The following is an 18,122-nucleotide window of genomic DNA, read 5'->3' as shown; positions in this document are numbered from 1 at the left end:
CTTGCCCGCCCCGCGACGTGCAGCGGGGCGGGCAGGGCGCTGTTTCGCGTCCCTTCCCCGGCCGCTTCGTCACCTGATCGTCTTCAGCATTCGGACACCCGGCGATCAGGTGACGAAACCGCGGCTTTACCGTGCCACTTCGTCACCTGATCGTTTCGCGTCCACCTGGTGGAGATGATCAGGTGACGAAGCGACGCACGGAAGGGGCCGGACGGTCACCTGATCGTCGCGTCGAAAACGATCAGGTGACGTCCGTTCGGGTCAGGCGATGACGTAGAGGTAGCCGTCGTCGGCGGTGACGAGGAGCTCGCTGCGCCCGTCGCCGTCGACGTCGGCCGCGACCACGTCGCCGAGCTTGTGGCCCAGCTCGACCGTCCACCTGACGACGGCCTGCCCGCCGTCCGAGGTGAGGCAGACGACCCGGCCGTCGACGGTGCCGACGACGAACTCGGGGCGGCCGTCACGGTCGGCGTCGACGGTGGTGACGGCGCTGCCGGCGGCGCCCAGGTCGTGGGTCCACAGCAGCGCGCCGGTCGCGGCGTTGCGGCACTCGAAGGTGCCGTCGTTCAGCAGGACCCCGAGCTCGACCACGCCGTCGCCGTCGACGTCGGCGATGCCGGGCTGGTGGCCGAGGTGCGCGCCGGGGACGGTCGCGACCCGCCACAGCGTGCTGCCCGACGGCGACGACGCGAACGTCACCACGTCGAGGTAGTCGAACCCGGCCGCCAGCACGACCTCCAGCGCGCCGTCGCCGTCGACGTCGACCAGGATCGGCGTGTGGTAGAGCCCGACGTGGCCCTGCACGATCCCGGGGTCGGCGAAGTCGGTCCCGCTGATGTCATAAAGCAGGTCGGCGGCCAGGAAGAACGCGTTGTCGACGCCGTCGCCGTCGGTGTCCGCGGCCGCCGGCGGGCCGACCCACGGGCCGAACTGCCCGCCCGCGTGACCCGGGCCGTCATTGTCGCGGCTGGCCAGCAGCGTGCCGTCGCGCCCGTCGAGGATCCGCGAGATCTCGGTGTTGTAGCCGGCCTTGTTCGCGCCGACGTACACGTCGAGGCGGCCGTCGCCGGTGAAGTCGCCGAACGTCCACAGGTAGACGCCGTTGGGGCCGACGAACGTGGGTGCGGGCAGGTCGTCGAAGACGTGGCTCCACACCTCGTTGCCGGCGCCGTCGAACACCCGCAGCCGTGACCGCGGGCCCACGGCGTCGACGAACACCACCTCGGCCCGGCCGTCGCCGTTCAGGTCCGCCGCGGTGGCCGACTGCAGCCCGCCGAGGTACACGTACTCGCCGCGGCCGGGCACCCGCCAGCGCTCCTTGAAGGTGCTGCCGCGCAGGTCCAGCACCCGCACCTCGTCGAACGCGCTGACGACGACGCTGCTGCGGCCGCGCCCGTCGAGGTCGGCGACGATCGGGTCGCAGACCAGCGCGCCGAGCCGGGTGCTGCCGAGCACCGTGCCGGCGGCGTCCTCGGCCTGCAGCTCGCCCGACGGCAGCTGGTAGAGCACCGTCGCCGTGCCGCTGCCGTCGAGGTCGCCGGCCCGGTGCAGCACGCCGCCGTCGTCGGCCCGGGTCCACGTCTGCGTGACGGCGCCGCCGGCGAACGTGTAGCCCCGCAGCGAGCCGCCGGTGCGCACGACGAACGAGGCCAGCGGCCCGGGCCGCAGGATCTCGGAGCGGCCGGTGCGCGAGTGCGGGCTCAGCGTCGCCGGGACCGGCGTGTGCGGGTCCATGACGTACTGGGCGTCCGCGAGCGACCAGACCGGGGACCACGCTCCGGCGCCGTCCAGGGCGTAGACCTCGAGCGTCGCCACGGCGGGCGGGGTCTGGTCGGTCGTGACGGCGACCAGCAGCTCGCTGCGCCCGTCGCCGTCGAGGTCCTGGACGCCCCAGAGGTAGCGGTCGACGAGGTCGGCCTTGACCGGGCCGCCGAAGCCCTGCAGCGCGTCGATGACCAGGACGTGCCAGCGCCCGTCGCCGGTGTGGTTGAACAGCGACACCGCGATCTCGACCCGGCCGTCGCCGTCGAGGTCGCCGACGCCGTTGACCGTGGTGCGCAGGGACTTGCCGCTCTCGGGATACTCGACGAACTCGTCCCACAGCAGCTTCAGGCCCTCGGCGTCGCTGTCGACGACGGCGGCGTGCAGCGTGACGCCGTCGCACACCTCGACCAGCTCGAGCCGGCCGTCGCCGTCGAGCTCGATCAGCTGGACCTGGCCGTAGTTGCGCCCGTCGACGTTCGGCCCGGTGACCCAGTCCGCCCGGCCGCGCCAGCCGCTGCCGGTGTCGCGCAGCACGCCGGTGCGCCCGTCGTAGGCGAGGATCTGCGCGTAGCCGGCGATGACCAGCTCGTTGCGCCCGTCGCCGTCGGCGTCGCCGATGACCAGCTCGGGCGCGTACGCGGGCTGGACGTAGTCCGGCGACGTCCGCCAGAGCTCGTACCCGTCGGCGACGCCGCGGTCGAAGGCGATCGAGATGCCGACGGGGCTCAGGTACGGCCAGACGACGATTTGCTGCCCGGCGACGCCGTCCGCGAGCGGGCCGATGCTCATCCAGTCGAACGCGACGACGGCGCCGAAGTCGTGCGACCACAGCACCTCGCCGGTCGCGGCGTCGAGCGCCGCCACCGTCGTCGTGCCGATGACGACCACCTGACGGCCGCCGTCGCCGGCGAGGTCGTAGACGCCGGCGATGTCGGCGGGGGACAGGCCGGGCGCGGACCAGCGCGGTTCCAGCCGCGGCCCGGTCGCGACGACCGAGCCCGCGGTCAGGAACAGCAGCGACGTCGAGCCGTCGCCGTCGAGGTCGGCCGCCATCACCCACGGCGTCGAGCCGCCCAGGTAGGCGCTGGCGACCACCTTCGGCTGCCGGCGCAGCCCGCCGGGGAGCGGCTGGTGGCCGGTGTTGCGGGCGTCGGCGCGGGGGAGTGCCCACTGGCCGGGGGTGCCGCCGGGGCCGGTGACCGCGGCGGCGGTGCCGGTCAGCCGGGACAGGGCGGGGACGCCCGGGACACCGGTGACGCCGGCCAGGGCAGCGGCGCCGGCGGTACCGGCGAGGAACGTTCGGCGACGTACGGGGGGCATCTCGGTCTCCGATCGTTGCTGGGGATGGGTCAGAGGGTGCGGCGCTCCACGGTTCCGGAGCTGGTGCGCACGAGCAGCTCACGCACGCCGCCGTCGGCGACGACGTGCGCCTGCGCCAGCGAGCCGTCGCTGCTCGACGTGTTGGCGGTGGTGAAGGTCTTCTGCAGGTACGGGATGGCGTCGGTGAAGGTGGCGATGCTGGTGAGCGTCAGCGCCGTCTCGTTCCAGTGGTAGGCGCCGGTCTGCCACTTCGGGAAGTAGTACCCCGGGCCCAGCGGGTCCGAGCCGAACCGCGTCGGGCTGATCAGCCACTCCTGCGTCCCGTCGCCGTCGACGTCGACGATGTCCCACAGGAAGACGTCGTCGAGCTCGTACAGCGACGTCGTCGAGCCGGCCTGGCTGACGTGCAGCCGCCACCGGCCGTCGCGGAACACGTTGTAGGCCAGCCGCGAGGCGCCGGCGCGCTGGACGAACGGGTGCGCGGGGTAGGAGACGCGGTACTGGTAGCGGTTGCCGTCGTTGTTGTCGTGGGCGTAGCTGAAGAAGCGGTCCTGGACGGTGTTCGCGGCGGCGTCGTAGATCGAGACGTGCCGCTCGATGCCGCCCCAGATGTCGTAGCTCTGGGTGCCGGTGATCGCGTCCTGGTAGAGCGAGTAGTTGCTGGTCCCGGCCAGCAGGACGATCGAGTTTGGGCTTCCGGGGTCGACGGCGACCAGCCCGTAGTTGCGCCCGGCGATGTCGGTGCGCCCGCCGGTCAGGTACGGCCGGTCGGCGACCAGCTGGCTGCTGCTGAGCGCGCCGATGGAGTACTGCGCGACGCGGCCGCTGGTCCAGAAGACGGCCCGGTTCTGCCCGCTGACCGACGTGATGAGTCCGTTCGCGACGTGGGCGTACTGGATGTAGTCGGTGCCGGTCGGGTACGTGTTCGGCTGGGAGTTCGTGTACGTGGCGTCGTACGACGACGTCGACGGATAGTAGAGCGCGCCGGCCGTGTTGAAGCTTCCGCTCGCGAAGCCGAGGTACCACGACGTCGTCGCGTAGTAGGGCGACGTGAACAGCGTGCTGGTCTCGTCGCCCCAGAGCGGCGCCAGCTCCGACCACTGGCGCGTCGGGTACGGCGTCGTGCCCGGGAAGGACCAGCAGATGTCGCTCATCGGGCTGAGCGGGGTGTGCTGAGTGCCGGTGGCGCCCTGGTAGAAGTGCAGCGTGGTGGTCGTGAGCGGCGTGACGCCGCAGGTGGACCCGGTGCTCGCCGAGATGGTGACGGCCACGTCCGGCCAGCCGTCGGCGTCGAAGTCGTAGCCGCCGGACAGCTGCGTGCCGGTGGTAGAACGGGCCCACAGCTGGACGCCGTCCTGGTCGTAGGCGCGCAACTGGCCGCCGCTGACCCGGTACCCGACGGCCTCGACGGGGGAGTGTCCGGTGACGGGGACGATCGGCAGATAACTGCCGTCGGACAACTGGATGACGGTGCCGTCCTCAGGAGCGACGGCGTGGGCGGGGACGGCGGCCAGGCCGAGCCCGGTGGCGGCGGTCGCGAGCGTCGCGACGGCGGCGATGACGTTCCGGAACAGGTGACGACGTGGCATGGCGGGCTCCTTACCACAGACCTAGGACCTTAGTGACATGACCTAGGTCCTATCATGTCGTGATTTGCCCCGTCTACACCCGTTCCACGGCCGGAGTGCCGACCGGCTCGCCCCTCGACCGTTGATCATGGAGAAGGTCGGCCTCCGAGGCGCTGTTGAGCCGACCTTCTCCATGATCATCAAGGATCCGACCCCCTATGGTGTGGTGAATCCTTGATGATCATGGAAAGCGGCCGTCGGGGCTGGATGTCGGCGGGACCAACTGCCGAACACCACAGCGCAGCCGTCAGCGGCCAGCGCAACCCATCGCCAGCGCGCGCCCGACCATGGAGAGCAGCAGGGGCCGGCCAACTCGGCAAACCCAGCGCACGGTCGCCCGGCGAAACCCCTCAGAACGCGACGGCGTGCACCACTCCGTCGGCGGTCCCGGCGAGGAGCCGCGGCCCGCCGAACGAGCACACCACCAACGTCTCGACGGCGACGCCGAACGACACCGACCAGTCGCGCCGCTCACCCGACCCGGCAGAGAACGCGACCAGTGAACCGTCGGCCGTCCCTGCCACGAAGCTCAACCCCTCCCCACTGGCCAAGGACACGGCGACCAGCGGCGGCCGCTGCGCCACCGCGCCCAGCTCAGCGCTCCACAGGACCCGCCCATCCGCGACGGAGAACGCGTCCAGCCGGCCGTCGCGCGTCACGCAGCCGAGCACGGCACCGGCCAGCGCCGCCTCGCCGGGGAAGTACGTCCACAATGGCGCGCCGTGCCGCCAGCGGACGGCGCCGGCCTCGTCGACCGCGTCGATCCCGTGGATGCCGCCCACCCGCAGCCACCCGGGCGGCGACTCGACCCGCATGGGTGTCGTGTAGGCGGCCGTCCAGTCGTCCTTGGCCAGCACCTCGCCGGTCAAGCCGTCGCGGACGGTGAGCTGGCCGTGATCGTCGTACGCGACCAGCCACCGGCCGTCCGCATCCTGGGCGACGGCAGGGGTGTTGGGGTGCGGGCCCTGGTCGGGGTCGGTCCAGAGCGGCGAGCCGTCGACGACCCGGAACACGCCGATCGTCGCCGTGTGTACGCCGGTCCGCGCCGCCACCAGCAGCAACCGCGCCTCGTCGAACAGGACGGCGTGCGTCGGCCGGCCACGTGCCGGCACCACGGCACGCGCCTCGCCGCCTCCGAGACCCACGCACCGCACGCCGTCGTCCATCAGACAGGCGACGACGGCGGCACCGGACGGCTCGCGCGCGGCCGCCACGACCCGCCCCGGCAACGCGACCTCGGACCCGTCGAGCCCCACCGCCCGGCTGGAGCGCTCACCGTCGAGCAGGACCAGAGGCCGGTCGCCGTCGGTGACGACGAGCGCCTGCGCCCGCCGTCCGCCCGGCCGCACGACCCCGCCCAGAGACAGGTCCGCCCCGATCCGGTGCAGCGCACCCTCGGCATCGAGGAGCACCACCGCGCCGCCCACGCCCGAGTACGCGCCCACCACATCGGGCACCCCCAGCGGCGTCGTCGAACCCGTCGCCGGCGACCACCAAACCGCCGTCCCGTCCGGTTGCCGGGTCACCACACCGCCCGCGAGGCCCACGAGCGACCGCCGCTCGGCGTGGAAGGACACGTCGGCCGGCAGCTCGTCGGCGCCGCACACCACCGGTTGACCCTCGTGCGAGGCCACCACGGCGTCGAGGTCGTCCAGCCGCACCGCCAGCGTCGGCTCGCGGCCGGTCAGCGCCCGCGCGGTCGCGGGGGAGACGATCGCCAGCGTGCCCGCAGCGCCCCAGAAGTAGTGCCCGGGCAGGGACCGCAGCCGCTCGCCGGTGACGGCGTCGTCGACGACGGTGGTCCAGGTCGCGCCGTCGTGGTGGCCGGTGACCAGCCACGGGTTCGACCCGTGCCGCGGCACGACGGACGACACCTGCGGCCGCAGCTCCTGGGCGTCGTGCGGCCAGTCCTTCTCGACGAACCGCCCCCACGCCCGCGACAGCTCGCCGTCGCGCACCCGCGTGACGGCGTAGTACTCCTCGACCTGGCAGCTCACCATGACGACGATCCGCTCGCCATCGGGCGCGGACGCCACCCGTAGCAGGCCGTACGGGCGGGCGCACGGGTAGTCGCCGGGATCGGGACGGTAGGCGACCTCCGTCACCGTCGACCCGTCGTCGATCGACAGGACGACCTGCAGCAGCCGCCCGTCCTCGCGGCCGAGCACCAGCCGCTCGCTGCTGACGTCGTCGTCGCTGGTGCCGTAGCCCGAGCCGGTGCGCGTGGACAGCAGCAGCTGCGGCTCACCCGAACCCAGTACGTCGTCGACCACCATGACCGGGCCGAAGCCGGTGTCGTAGTGGCCGCCGAAGTCGCGCACCCAGCGCGTCTCGACCGAGCCGCCGGGCAGCAGCTCGCGGCACGTGACGGCGGTCGCGTAGGTCGGCGCGGTGAACCAGAGGACGCGGCCTCCCACATCGGCCACCTTCGACGACCCCGGACCGGACAGGTTCGTGCCGTCCGGAGCCACGCCCTGCCACGTCGAGGCGCCGGTCCGCAGCGACACCCGCCGCACCACGCGCTCGCCCGACAGGACGAGAGCCGTATCGCCCACCACGTGCAGCACCCGCGTCGCCGCCGACGTCCCGTCCGACCACAGCAGCGTGCCGTCCCAGGACCAGGCCTGCAGCGTCGCGCCGGCCAGGACCAGCACGCCCGAGTCGAACTCGGCGACCTGGCGGACGTCGGCGCCGGTCGCCCAGCGACCCACCACGGCCGGCGGCGTCCCGCTGCCGACCACCGCGGAGACGCCACGGTTCGCGGCGCCCCGAGCGGTCAGCCAGTCGCCGCGCCCGGAGGAGTCAGGACCCGTCATGGCGCGCGGCCGACGACCAGTAGCCCAGCGCTCGCTGGACGATCTCGACCGCGCACCGCTCGGCGGCGTCGCCGTCGTGGGCGGCGATGGCCTCGATGAGCGCGACGTGCTGCTGGTTGGTCTCGTCGTGGCCGACGCCCTTGGACCGGGTGATCTGGGCGCCGCGGCGGCGCTCCTCGGCCAGCGTCTCGGAGAGCACCTGCAGCATGCTGTCGACGAGGCGGTTGCCGCAGGCCTGCGAGATGAGCTCGTGCAGCCGCAGGTCGGCGGGGACCCGCGCCTCGAGGTCGTCGCCGGTCTCGAGCACCCGAGAGAGCGCCTTGCGCATCTCGGCGACGTCCTCGGCGGTGGCGCGCTCGGCGGCCAGCCGGGCGGCGTGCCCCTCGAGCAGCGCGCGGAAGTCCATGAGCTCGTCGATGGCCGACGGGTCGGTGTCGACGAGGAAGCGGATGTAGTTGCCCATGGCGGCCGGGCGGAGGCTGCCGACGACGGCGCGCTTGCCCTGCCGCGTCGAGATGATGCCCTCGTTGTTGAGGGTGCGCAGCGCGTCGCGGACCACGCGCTGGCTGACGTCGAAGCGCTCGCCGTACTCGGCCTCGGAGGGCAGTTCCTCGCCGGGCTGCAGGCCGCCCTTGGAGATGTCGGCCCGGATGCGCTCGGCCACCTGGACGCCGAGGGGGACACGGCGCCCGTGGTCGGACAGCCGCCGGGTGAGGCGGTCGTCGTCGTCCGCCGCGGGTGCGGACTCGTCGACCTCTGTGCCGGATCGCGCCACTGTCGCGTCACATCCTCTCGACCACTACCGGGGCAGGTGAGGCACGAGCATAGTTCAGGGCTTGATAAGTAAACACCTAAGTCCTAGGTTCTAGGAAGGAGGTGTCATGAAGATCGATCGAATTCGTTCGTGGCCGGTGGACTTCGGCTTCTACAACGCCGTGTACGTCAGGGTCGAGACCGACGACGGCGCGGTCGGGGAGGCCGAGGTCGCCATGCGGCGGCGGACGCGGTCGATCGTCGCGTTGCTCGACGAACTGGGCGACGAGCTGCGCGGCCAGGACCCGACCCGCATCGAGCAGCTCAGCGAGCGGATGTACCGCGACGCGTTCCTCGGCGGGACGCTGCTGACCATCGGCATCAGCGCGGTCGACATGGCGCTCTGGGACCTCAACGCGCGGGTGCTCGGCGTGCCCGTGCACCGGCTGCTCGGCGGCGCGTTCCGCGACGAGGTGCTGGTCTACACCCACGCGAAGGCCGGCGAGTCGCCGGACGCGCTGGCGGCGACGGCACGCGCCCGGGTCGACGCCGGGTTCAAGGCGATCAAGACGACGCTGCCCGGGTTCTACGAGAAGGTGACCAGCGTCCACCACGAGCACGGCCAGCTCGTCCCCGCACGCCAGACCGAGACCGAGCTGCTGCCGCCGTGGATCTTCGGCTACATCGCCGAGTACTTCCAGGCCGCGCGCGAGGCCGTCGGCCCCGACGTCCACCTCATGGTCGACTGTCACGGCCGGCTCAACGTCGCGAACTCGATCCGGCTGGCCGAGGCGCTGGCGCCGTACGACCTCACCTTCATCGAGGAGCCGGTGCCGTACGAGCGGCCGGACTGGTTGCGCGAGGTGTCCAGCCGGGTCAGCACGCCCATCGCGGCGGGGGAGCGGTGGGGCAACCACTTCTCGAGCGCGCCGTTCATCGAGCAGCACACCGTGGCCGTCGCTCAGCCCGACGTGGGCATCTGCGGCGGGCTGACGGCGGCGCGGAAGATCGCCACCCTGGCCGAGGCGCACGGCGTCTCCGTCGCGTTCCACAACCCGTTCGGTCCGCTGCAGAGCGCCGCGACCTGGCAGCTCTCCGCTACGCTGCCGAACTTCCTCATGAGTGAGTCGATGATCACGCCGGAGCAGGCGCCGTACTGGGAGCGCTACGTCGAGAACCCGCCGCGCGTCGACGGCGGCGTCTGGCGGGTGGACCCGTCACCAGGGCTCGGCCCGCGGCTGCGGCTGGAGGAATTGGAACGTTCCGAGCCGCGCTTCGTGCTCGACCTGGGCGGGACCCGATGACGGCCTCGACGCGGGCGCCGTTCGACGTGCTCATCGAGCACGGCACGGTCGTCGACGGCACCGGCAACCCGGCCTTCACCGCGGCCGTCGGGATCCGCGACGGCCGGGTGACGCTGCTGCGGGGGTCGACGGCGGACGTGCCGGCCCGCGAGCGCGTCGACGCCACCGGCCGCATCGTCGCGCCCGGCTTCATCGACCTGCACAGCCATTCCGACCTGGTGCTGCTCGGCGACCCGGACCTGGAGATGAAGATCCGCCAGGGCGTCACCACCGAGGTCATCGGCGTCGACGGGCTGTCCTACGCGCCGTTCGACCGGCCGGCGGACCTGAGCGCGTTCTCGGAGCAGAACGCCGGCATCGCGGGGCTGCCCGCCGAGCCGCTGGGCTGGGGCTCGGTCGCCGACCAGCTCGCCGCCTACGACCGCACCGTCGCCGTCAACGTCGCGACGCTCGTCGGCAACACGGCGCTGCGGGTCAACGCGCTGGGCTGGGAGCCCGGCATCGCCGACGGCGCCGCTCTGGACCGCATGCGGGGCCAGGTCCGCGACGCGATGTACGACGGCGCCTTCGGCCTGTCGACGGGGCTGGACTACCCGCCGGGCGCGCACGCGACGACGGACGAGCTCGTCGCGCTGGCGGCCGAGGCGGCGGAGCTGGGCGGGATGTACCACACCCACGTCCGCTACGGCCTGGGCGACACCTACCTCGACCCGTTCCGCGAGGCCGTCGACATCGCCCGCCGGTCCGGCGCGCCGCTGCAGGTCACGCACTTCTCCCGGTCCGCCCGAGCCGAGTACACCGGCGGCGCGCAGCGGATGCTCGACCTGCTGCAGGCCGAGCGCGACGCCGGCCTCGACGTCACGTTCGACACCTACACCTACGAGTGGGGCGGCACCCGGCTCAGCCGGCTGCTCCCGCTCTGGGTGCAGGAGGGCGGGCCGGACCGCCTGCGCGAACGGCTGGCCGACGGCGCCACCCGCGAGCGCATCGCCGCCGAGGTCGAGTCCAGCGGCGCGGCCCGGCAGTACGTCGCCAGCGCCCCGTTCTCGGACCTGCGGCTGGGCTATCTCACCAGTTCCGAGTACGACCGCTTCGAGGGCTGGTACCTCAGCGAGGTCGTCAGCACCCTCGGCGTCTCGCTCGGCGTGGCCGTCTGCGACCTCGTGGCGGCCAACCCCGGCGCGACGTTCACCCGGCCCAGCCCGCACGCGATGACGCTGTGGAAGTTCGTCTGCCACCCGCTCGGCATGATCGCCAGCGACTCCGTCTTCATCGGCCTGGCCCCGAGCCCGCGCGCCTACGGCTGCTTCACGCGCGTCCTGGCCGACTTCGTCCGCGAGGAGCGGCTGCTCAGCCTGCCCGAGGCCGTCCGCAAGATGTCGTCGTTCCCCGCCCAGAGGCTCGGCCTGCCCGACCGCGGCGTCCTGCGCGACGGCGCCGTGGCCGACGTGGTCGTGTTCTCGCTCGAGCGCAGCCTCGCCCCGGCCAACTTCGAGCGCCCCCGCCAGCTCGCCGAGGGCGTCGACGACGTCTTCGTCTCCGGGACGGCGGTGCTGCGCGACGGCGCTCTCACCGGGGCGCGGCCGGGGCGGGCGCTGTACGGCCCGGCGAAGGACCGCGGCCCGGCAGCGGCGGTGGTGACGGCGTCAGCTGCGGCTCCCGCACTGGTGGAGCCCGCGGCCGAGGGCTGACCCCGTCGCCGCCGGAGCGGTTGGGGAGTGGGTCCTGACCCGCTCGTGATCATGTCCCCTCGCGGTCGCTGTGGCGCCGTGAGGGGACATGATCATCGGACTCAAGTGGGCTATTCGGCGGGGACGGCGTCGCGGATCGCCTTCGCCGTGGTGGCGGGGTCGTAGCCGTCGGGGACGCCGTCGACCATGATGATGTCGCCCTCGATGTGCCGCGAGCGCAGCGGTGCGATCTCTTGGTACTCGGGGGAGTCCCACCAGGTCCGCGCCTCGGTGAGGCTCGGGAAGCCGATCATCACGACGCCGCCCGGCCAGCCGCCCTCGAGCACCGCGTGCTGCGTGGCGTGCACCAGGAATCGGCCGCCGTACGGCTCGAACGTGCCGGGAATGCGCTCGATGTACTCGGCGATGTCCGGGTGCGGGGCGGCGTCCTGCAGGTGTGCGATGACGTAGGCGGGCATGGTGTCCTCTCCGTCGGCGGGGTTCTTCACAACGTCAGTCGCGCCCGCGGAACCAGACCGCCAGCAGGGCCGTCACGGCGGGCAGCGCCATGACCAGCAGGATGGTGGTGCCCAGCCAGAGCGGGACGTACTGGTCGTAGGGCTCGCCGCCGACGCCGGCGACGACCGTCAGCGTGCCCATGCCGAGCGCGAACAGCGTCGTCACTGTAGCGCGCACGCCACGGTCGCGCTTCGCCGCCCAGAGCGCGCCGAACCAGCCCGCCAGTCCCAGGACGCCGATGACCACCAGCGTGATGGCGATGGCGTTGCGGTCGAGCGCGACGTCGTCGGCGCCCCACTCGGGATAGGCGTCCTGCACATGCCCCTCGATCGAGCCGAAGAACCAGAGGTCGAGCAGCGGCAGCAGGAGGCACACGACCTGCAGGCCCACCCCGAGCTGCAGCGCCTGCGCCGTGCTCTGCCAACGGCGGGTGCGGGTCTCGGTCTGCGTCGTCATGGTGGACTCCCTTCTCTTACGGTGTATGACTTACGGCTCGATGGTAGTCTTACGCCGTAAGTGATGCAAGGAGGTTCTGACGTGGGCAAAGCGCGAGTGCAGGGCCGCCACGCGGGGCTGACCCGCGACCAGGTGCTCGAGGCCGCGGTCCGCCTGGTCGACCGCGACGGCGTCGACGCGCTGTCCATGCGCAAGCTGGCCGGCGAGCTCGGCGTCGAGGCGATGACGCTCTACCACCACGTGCGCAACAAGCAGGGGCTCGAGGACGCCATCGTCGAGTACGTCCTCGCCGAGTCGCTCGGCCCGCCGCGCGAGTCCGCGCCCTGGCAGGAGGTCGTCGCCGGCCACGCCGACGAGCTGCACCGCGGGCTGACGCGCCACCCCGGCGCCGTCGTCCTGTTCGCGTCGCGGCCCGCGATCACCCCGGCGACACTGGCCGTCCTCGAGGGCGTCCTGCGGGTCCTGCGCGACGCCGGGTTCGCGCCGCGGACGGCGTTGCACCTGGTCTACGCGGTCGCCTCCGCCGTCGTCGGGCAGCACCTCGCCTACGCGACGGCTCCGGCCGAGCCGCCGCCCGACGCCGGCGCCCTGGCCGACGCCGGGCTGCCCGTCTTCGCCGCGGCGCTCGCCGACGGCCCGGTCACCGTCGAGAGCCGCCTCGAGATCACCGTGACGGCGCTGATCGCCGGCTTCGCGACCTTCCTCGACGCCTCCTGACCACGGCCGGGTTGCCGGCCGCGACGGCGCGGCGCCTGGGCTAGTCGCCGGGGTGGACGGCGAAGACGGTGCCGGAGGCGTCGAGGAACACGTCGTACTCGGCGCCGTCGCCGCTGACGACGTCGACCTCCCAGCCGTCCCAGCCGTCCTCGGTGTTCCACTCGACCTCGACGACGCGGGCGCCGGGGCCGACGGCGTGGGCGGCGGTCGTGGCGACGGTCACGTGGTCGACCATGGCGGCGATGTCGGTCTGCCAGGGGGTGTCGCCGATGGCGTCGCGGTAGGTGATGCCGTTGACCGTGAACACGTCGGCGTCGTCGCGCTGGTCGTCCGGCTCGTAGCGGACGCCGAGGGTGACCTCGGTGCCGTCGAGGTCGCGCAGCTCGGCGAGGACGGGCTCGGTGACGCCGTCGCGGTCGAAGTCGTCGGCGACGGGATCGGAGAACAGCCAGGCCTCGGGCCCGAAGTCGACCTCGACGCCGGCGACGTACCAGTCGTCGGCCTCGGTGCCGGGCCGCAGCTCGCCGACCAGCTGCTCGAGGCCCTGGACCGACTCGGACTCGGGCCCTCCGCCGGGCCCTCCGTCGGGCGGCGGCGACGGCGTGCCACTGACGGCGACGCCCACCCGGATGGGCTCGAAGGTCCCGACGGGGTCGCTGATCAGGAGGTAGCCGACCGCCGCGGCCCCGCCGAGCCCGGCGGCCGCGAGACCGGCGGGGACGAGCAGCTGTCGAACGCGCACTGTGGATCCCATGCTCGAACCGGTTGGACTACCGACGATCCACCGGCACCATGATGCTGAGATGAAGGCGACCTGAAAGCCGTCTTCAGGTTCTCCTCATGGAGCCTTCAGCATCGGTCGCGACGCTGGACGCCACCGCGGATCGAGAAGAGGCGAGGGTTGGCAATTCTGCTGGTCGAGGACGAGGCAGGGATCGTCGCGTTCGTGCGCCGCGGCCTCGAGAACGCCGGTTACCAGGTGGTCGTCGCTGACGACGGCATCGACGGGCTGGTCATGGCGCTGTCCTCCGAGGTCGAGATCGTCGTGCTGGACCTCGGGCTGCCCGGCATCCCGGGCGAGGAGCTGCTGCGCCGCCTGCGCCGCCGTCGCCCCTCGGTGCCCGTGATCGTGCTCACTGCTCGCGATTCGGTGAGCGACCGCGTCGCCAACCTGGACGCCGGGGCCGACGACTACATGGTCAAGCCGTTCAGCATGAGCGAGCTGCTGGCCCGGATCCGGGCCCGGCTGCGCGGCGGCGACCAGGGCCGCGGCGACGTGCTGGCCGTGGGTCCGCTGACGCTGCACCTCGGCGCGCACACCGCGGCGGTCGACGGCCGGACTGTGACGCTGTCGGCCCGCGAGTTCGCCCTGCTCGAGGTGCTCATCCGCCACCCCGGGCAGGTGTTCTCGCAGCCGCAGCTGCTGGACCGGGTGTGGGGCTACGACTTCGAGGGCGCGTCGAACGTCGTCGAGGTCTACATCAGCCAGCTGCGCCGCAAGCTCGGCGGCGACCTCATCCAGACGATCCGCGGCGCCGGCTACCGGCTCGGGACGGGAACCGAGTTCGAGTGACCCTCACCGGCCGCGTCCTCATCCGGTCGCTGGCGGTCATGGCGCTGGTGATCGGCGGCGTGGCGGCGCTCACCTACGAGATGGTGCGGATGTCCGGCCGCGGCGACATCGACGTCCTGCTCGAGGACGAGGCGGTCCAGCTCGGCGCCGCGCTGGACGACCAGCTGGCCGCCGCGGTGGGTCCGGGCGGGACGGTGTCCGGCCCCGAGGCCGAGCGGGCCGCACGGCAGGCGCTGGCCATCCATCCCAGCGGCACCCGCCACGTGTCGCTGGTGACGGTGAACGGCACCCGCCTGCAGAGCACCGGCGGCCCGTCCCGCGTGGCGACCCTGATGCGCGGCCGCGACGCACCTCCGGCCGAGCCGGGCACCATCCGCTCCCTCGACACCACCGGCGGCTCGGTGCGGGTCCTCGACGCCACCGTCCTCGACGAGTCCGGCGACGGCGTCGCCACCGTCACCGTCGTCGCGCCCCTGGATCCCGCCACCGACACCGCGGCCACGGTGCTGCGCGGCGCGGCCCTCGCCGGGGTGATCGGCCTCGCCGGCGGCGGGCTCGCGCTCTGGCTGGTGGTGCGGCGCACGCTGCGCCCCGTCCGCGACGTCTCCGCGGCCGCGAAGGCCATCTCGCCCGCCGACCTCGCCAGCCGCGTCCCGGTGCCGGCCACCGAGGACGAGATCGCCGAGCTGGCCACCGAGCTGAACCAGATGCTCACCCGCATCGAGCAGGGCGACATCAGCCGGCGCCGCTACCTGGCCGCGATCTCGCACGAGGTGCGCACGCCCCTGGCCGTCGCCGAGGGCCACCTGGAGCTGCTCGGCACCGCCGACGCGGCGATCGTGCGGCACGAGCTCGACCGGTTGAGGCGCGTGCTCGACGACCTCACCGACATCGCCCGCGGCCGCGACGAGATCGACGTGCGGCGGGACCTGGTGTTCGTGCCCGACCTGTTCGGCGCCGTGCAGGATCGCGTGGACGCCCTGCCCTACGCCCCGTCCGTCACCGTCGTGCCGCCGCCGCCCGACGTGCTGCTCGGCGACCAGGCCCGGCTCGAGCAGTGCCTCGCCCACCTCATCGCCAACGCCGTCGACCACAACCCGCCCGGCACCCGCGCCACCGTCGGCGCCGCCCTCCGCGACGACACGATCGTCCTCACCGTCGCCGACGACGGGCCCGGCATCGACCCGGAGCTGCTGCCGCACCTGTTCGAGCCGTTCCTCAACACCCGCGCCGTCGGCTCCAGCCGCACCTCGGGTTTGGGTCTCGCCGTCGTGCGCGCCCTCGTCGACGCCCAGCACGGCCGGGTCGAGATCGACAGCGGCCCCTCCGGCACGTCGGCGACGATCACCCTTCCGCGCCCCACCGCTGAGCCCGGGCTTGCGTAGAGTGCGTCGCCATGGGCGACGAACCGGTGCGGCGCGGGGACGAGGCGTCGTGGGCGCTGGAGCGCGTGTCCGACGCCGACCGTGAGCGGGGCGCGGAGCTGGTCCGGACAGCCTACGGCGACGGGCGGATCGGGCTCGACGAGATCGACGAACGGCTCGGGGCGGTCATGTCGGCTCCCCCGTTTCCATGATCATCAACCATTTGGGCTGCTATAGCGACCCGAAACGTTGATGATCATGCTTCACGGCGAGCGAGCGTCAGGAGGGAGTTGTCCTCGCTATAGCGAGGAGAACAGCCTCCTGACGGTCTAAGTACCTCGCGCCGTGGCGGCGACGCAGCCGGTCGTCGCCTGAGCGGCCGCGTGCGGCTGCGGTTGGTGGCGGGTGAGGTGACGGTGGTGCCAACTGTTGGCCTGAGCGTCACCTCGTTCGTGCGATTCTCGGCGGCGGCGGGCGCCGCGCGGCCGCACGATGATCATCAAGGATCGACCCCGTCATAGCGATGCGAATCCTTGATGATCATGTCGGTGCACCGGTGCCGGCTCAGCGGCGCGGTTCCCAGCGGAACATCCGGCCGGCCAGCGCCACCGCGACGACCACCCAGCTCAGGGTCGGCACCAGGAGGATCAGCGAGTCCGCGACGGCGGCCCCGCCGTCCCAGGCGTCGACGACGAGCTCGGTGGCCGAGCCGCCGGGCAGCACCCGCTTGAGCGGCGCGAGGTCCTCGGTGCCGGTGATGCCCACCCAGCTGGCGACCGCGATCACCGACAGGCTGACCGGCAGCGTCGTCACCTGGGCGTGCTCCGGCGAGTTCGTGAGTCCCGCGGTGGCCAGGGCCAGGCCGGCCATCATGGCCAGCGTCGCCACGACCGCCACGGCCAGTAGCGCCACCTGGGCCGGTCCGCCGGCGACCACGCCCAGCACGATCAGGATCACGGCCACCTGGAGCAGCGCGATCACCGTCACCGGCAGGAGCAGCCCGGTGATGATGTCGGCGTCGCCCGCGGCGGTCGAGCGCAGCCGCTTGAGGAAGAGGTTCTGCCGCCGCGAGGCCAGCGTGGTCACGGCGGTGGTGTAGAGCCCGAAGGCCATCACGGTGAACATGACGATCGCCGCGATGTAGCCGAGGCTGGCCGCCTCGGCGAAGATCTCGTGCCGGTGGACGAAGAAGGCGCTGACGAAGACCGGGATGATGAGCCCGGTGACCAGGACGAGCCGGTTCCGGAAGATCTGGATCAGCTCACTGCGAGCGATCGCGAGCATGGGACGTGTCCTTCCTTCAGCCGCGCTCGATGGCGCGGAAGACGTCGTCGAGGCTGGTCGGGCCGGCCTTCAGCTCCCGCAGGTCCACCCCGGCGTCGTGCGCCCAGCCCAGCAGGCGGTGCAGGTCGCCCTGCAGGTCGAAGGTCTCGACCAGGACCGCCCCGTCGGCGGCCACACCGGCCCCCAGCGGCGGCTCGGGAGCGCCGGGCGGGAGCGTGAAGCCGATGAGCGACGGCAGCGTCTGCGTCAGCTCGACGACGGTGCCCTCGCGGTGGAACGTGCCCTGGTGCATGAGCCCGATGCGGTCGGCGCGCTGCTGCGCCTCCTCGAGGTAGTGGGTGGTGAGCACGACGGTGGAGCCCTCCTCGCGCAGCCGGTCGACGGCTGCCCAGAGCGCGTCGCGCGACTGGATGTCGAGGCCGGTGGTGGGCTCGTCGAGGATGACCAGCTCGGGTCCGCCGTAGATGGCGGTGGCGAAGTCGAGGCGCCGCTTCTCGCCGCCGGACAGCTGCGACACCAGCGTGCCCGCCTTGTGCGTCAGGCCGGCGACGCCGAGCACGCGGCCGGCGTCGTCCTGGCGGCGGGTCAGCGTGCCGATGAGCCGGACCGACTCCGTCACCGTCAGGTCGGGGGAGAAGCCGCTCTCCTGCAGCATGATGCCCATGCGCGGGCGGACGGCGCCGCGGTCGTCCGGGCGCCGCCCGAAGACGCGGACGGTGCCCGAGGCGGCCGGCCGGTGCCCCTCGATGACCTCGAGCGTCGACGTCTTGCCGGCGCCGTTCGTGCCGAGCAGCGCGTACAGCTCACCCCGTCGCACCTGGAAGGACAGATCGTCAACGGCGTGGAAGTCGCCGTAGCGGACGTGCAGGTTCTCGACCTCGATGACTGCTGTGGACATACCTCGATCTCACCGGCGGGGAGCCGTTGCCGGTAGTGGCGCCGCGTCATGTGCAC

15 protein-coding genes are annotated in these 18,122 nt (G+C 72.7%); 6 read left to right on the top strand and 9 right to left on the bottom strand.

The window, feature by feature from the left end; translation table 11 throughout:
* Positions 1-261 precede the first annotated feature (261 nt).
* The 4 genes from HD601_RS28585 to HD601_RS28570 form a co-directional block, all read right to left on the bottom strand.
* Positions 262-3,084 carry an FG-GAP-like repeat-containing protein gene (locus tag HD601_RS28585; RefSeq protein ID WP_184827724.1) on the bottom strand — a complete coding sequence of 941 codons (2,823 nt, stop codon included), beginning with the start codon at positions 3,082-3,084 and terminating at the stop codon, positions 262-264.
* A gap of 29 nt (positions 3,085-3,113) precedes the next feature.
* Positions 3,114-4,673 carry a hypothetical protein gene (locus HD601_RS28580; protein ID WP_184827722.1) on the bottom strand — a complete coding sequence of 520 codons (1,560 nt, stop codon included), beginning with the start codon at positions 4,671-4,673 and terminating at the stop codon, positions 3,114-3,116.
* Positions 4,674-5,062: 389 nt separating this feature from the next.
* Positions 5,063-7,528 (bottom strand): PQQ-binding-like beta-propeller repeat protein, encoded by a 2,466-nt coding sequence (locus HD601_RS28575; RefSeq protein ID WP_184827720.1) that lies wholly within the window; start codon positions 7,526-7,528, stop codon positions 5,063-5,065.
* Positions 7,515-8,303 (bottom strand): FCD domain-containing protein, encoded by a 789-nt coding sequence (locus HD601_RS28570; RefSeq protein WP_184827718.1) that lies wholly within the window; start codon positions 8,301-8,303, stop codon positions 7,515-7,517. The genes HD601_RS28575 and HD601_RS28570 overlap by 14 nt, the downstream gene beginning before the upstream one ends.
* Before the next feature lie 106 nt (positions 8,304-8,409).
* On the opposite strand from HD601_RS28570, the gene HD601_RS28565 reads away from it, so the two are divergent.
* Entirely contained in the window at positions 8,410-9,585 is a 1,176-nt protein-coding gene (locus HD601_RS28565) for a mandelate racemase/muconate lactonizing enzyme family protein (RefSeq protein ID WP_184827716.1), read from the top strand.
* Complete coding sequence (locus HD601_RS28560) at positions 9,582-11,276, top strand: N-acyl-D-amino-acid deacylase family protein (protein ID WP_184827714.1); 1,695 nt, start codon at positions 9,582-9,584, stop codon at positions 11,274-11,276. Before HD601_RS28565 ends, HD601_RS28560 begins: the two co-directional genes overlap by 4 nt.
* A gap of 110 nt (positions 11,277-11,386) precedes the next feature.
* Here HD601_RS28560 and HD601_RS28555 read toward each other — a convergent pair whose 3' ends face one another.
* Together HD601_RS28555 and HD601_RS28550 are read right to left on the bottom strand one after the other, a co-directional pair.
* Entirely contained in the window at positions 11,387-11,734 is a 348-nt protein-coding gene (locus HD601_RS28555; protein WP_184827712.1) for a DUF1330 domain-containing protein, read from the bottom strand.
* 34 nt (positions 11,735-11,768) lie between these two features.
* Positions 11,769-12,230, bottom strand: a complete 462-nt coding sequence (locus HD601_RS28550; protein WP_184827710.1) for a hypothetical protein — start codon at positions 12,228-12,230, stop codon at positions 11,769-11,771.
* An 81-nt stretch (positions 12,231-12,311) separates the two neighbouring features.
* Here HD601_RS28550 and HD601_RS28545 point away from each other — a divergent pair, with 81 nt between their 5' ends.
* A complete protein-coding gene (locus HD601_RS28545) occupies positions 12,312-12,947 on the top strand; it encodes a TetR/AcrR family transcriptional regulator C-terminal domain-containing protein (RefSeq protein WP_184827708.1) in 636 nt (211 codons plus the stop codon).
* Positions 12,948-12,987: 40 nt separating this feature from the next.
* Here the strand turns inward: HD601_RS28545 and HD601_RS28540 are convergent, their stop codons facing one another.
* Positions 12,988-13,689 carry a PepSY domain-containing protein gene (locus HD601_RS28540; RefSeq protein WP_184827706.1) on the bottom strand — a complete coding sequence of 234 codons (702 nt, stop codon included), beginning with the start codon at positions 13,687-13,689 and terminating at the stop codon, positions 12,988-12,990.
* Between the two features lie 159 nt (positions 13,690-13,848).
* Between HD601_RS28540 and HD601_RS28535 the strand changes: the two genes are divergently transcribed.
* The 3 genes from HD601_RS28535 to HD601_RS28525 are packed head-to-tail and all read left to right on the top strand — an operon-like array spanning position 13,849 to position 16,096.
* Positions 13,849-14,520, top strand: a complete 672-nt coding sequence (locus HD601_RS28535; RefSeq protein ID WP_184827705.1) for a response regulator transcription factor — start codon at positions 13,849-13,851, stop codon at positions 14,518-14,520.
* Complete coding sequence (locus tag HD601_RS28530; RefSeq protein ID WP_184827703.1) at positions 14,517-15,905, top strand: ATP-binding protein; 1,389 nt, start codon at positions 14,517-14,519, stop codon at positions 15,903-15,905. The genes HD601_RS28535 and HD601_RS28530 overlap by 4 nt, the downstream gene beginning before the upstream one ends.
* An 11-nt stretch (positions 15,906-15,916) precedes the next feature.
* Positions 15,917-16,096, top strand: coding sequence for a DUF1707 SHOCT-like domain-containing protein (locus tag HD601_RS28525; RefSeq protein ID WP_184827701.1), 180 nt, complete (start codon positions 15,917-15,919; stop codon positions 16,094-16,096).
* Positions 16,097-16,448: 352 nt separating this feature from the next.
* On the opposite strand, the gene HD601_RS28520 is transcribed toward HD601_RS28525, so the two are convergent.
* Positions 16,449-17,168 carry an ABC transporter permease gene (locus HD601_RS28520; RefSeq protein ID WP_184827699.1) on the bottom strand — a complete coding sequence of 240 codons (720 nt, stop codon included), beginning with the start codon at positions 17,166-17,168 and terminating at the stop codon, positions 16,449-16,451.
* A 16-nt stretch (positions 17,169-17,184) separates the two neighbouring features.
* Complete coding sequence (locus tag HD601_RS28515) at positions 17,185-18,066, bottom strand: ABC transporter ATP-binding protein (protein WP_184827697.1); 882 nt, start codon at positions 18,064-18,066, stop codon at positions 17,185-17,187.
* Positions 18,067-18,122 lie beyond the last annotated feature (56 nt).

Origin of the sequence: Jiangella mangrovi, assembly GCF_014204975.1 — a bacterium.
Classification (GTDB): Bacteria; Actinomycetota; Actinomycetes; order Jiangellales; family Jiangellaceae; genus Jiangella; species Jiangella mangrovi.
This window is presented reverse-complemented; position numbering and strand designations above follow the sequence as displayed.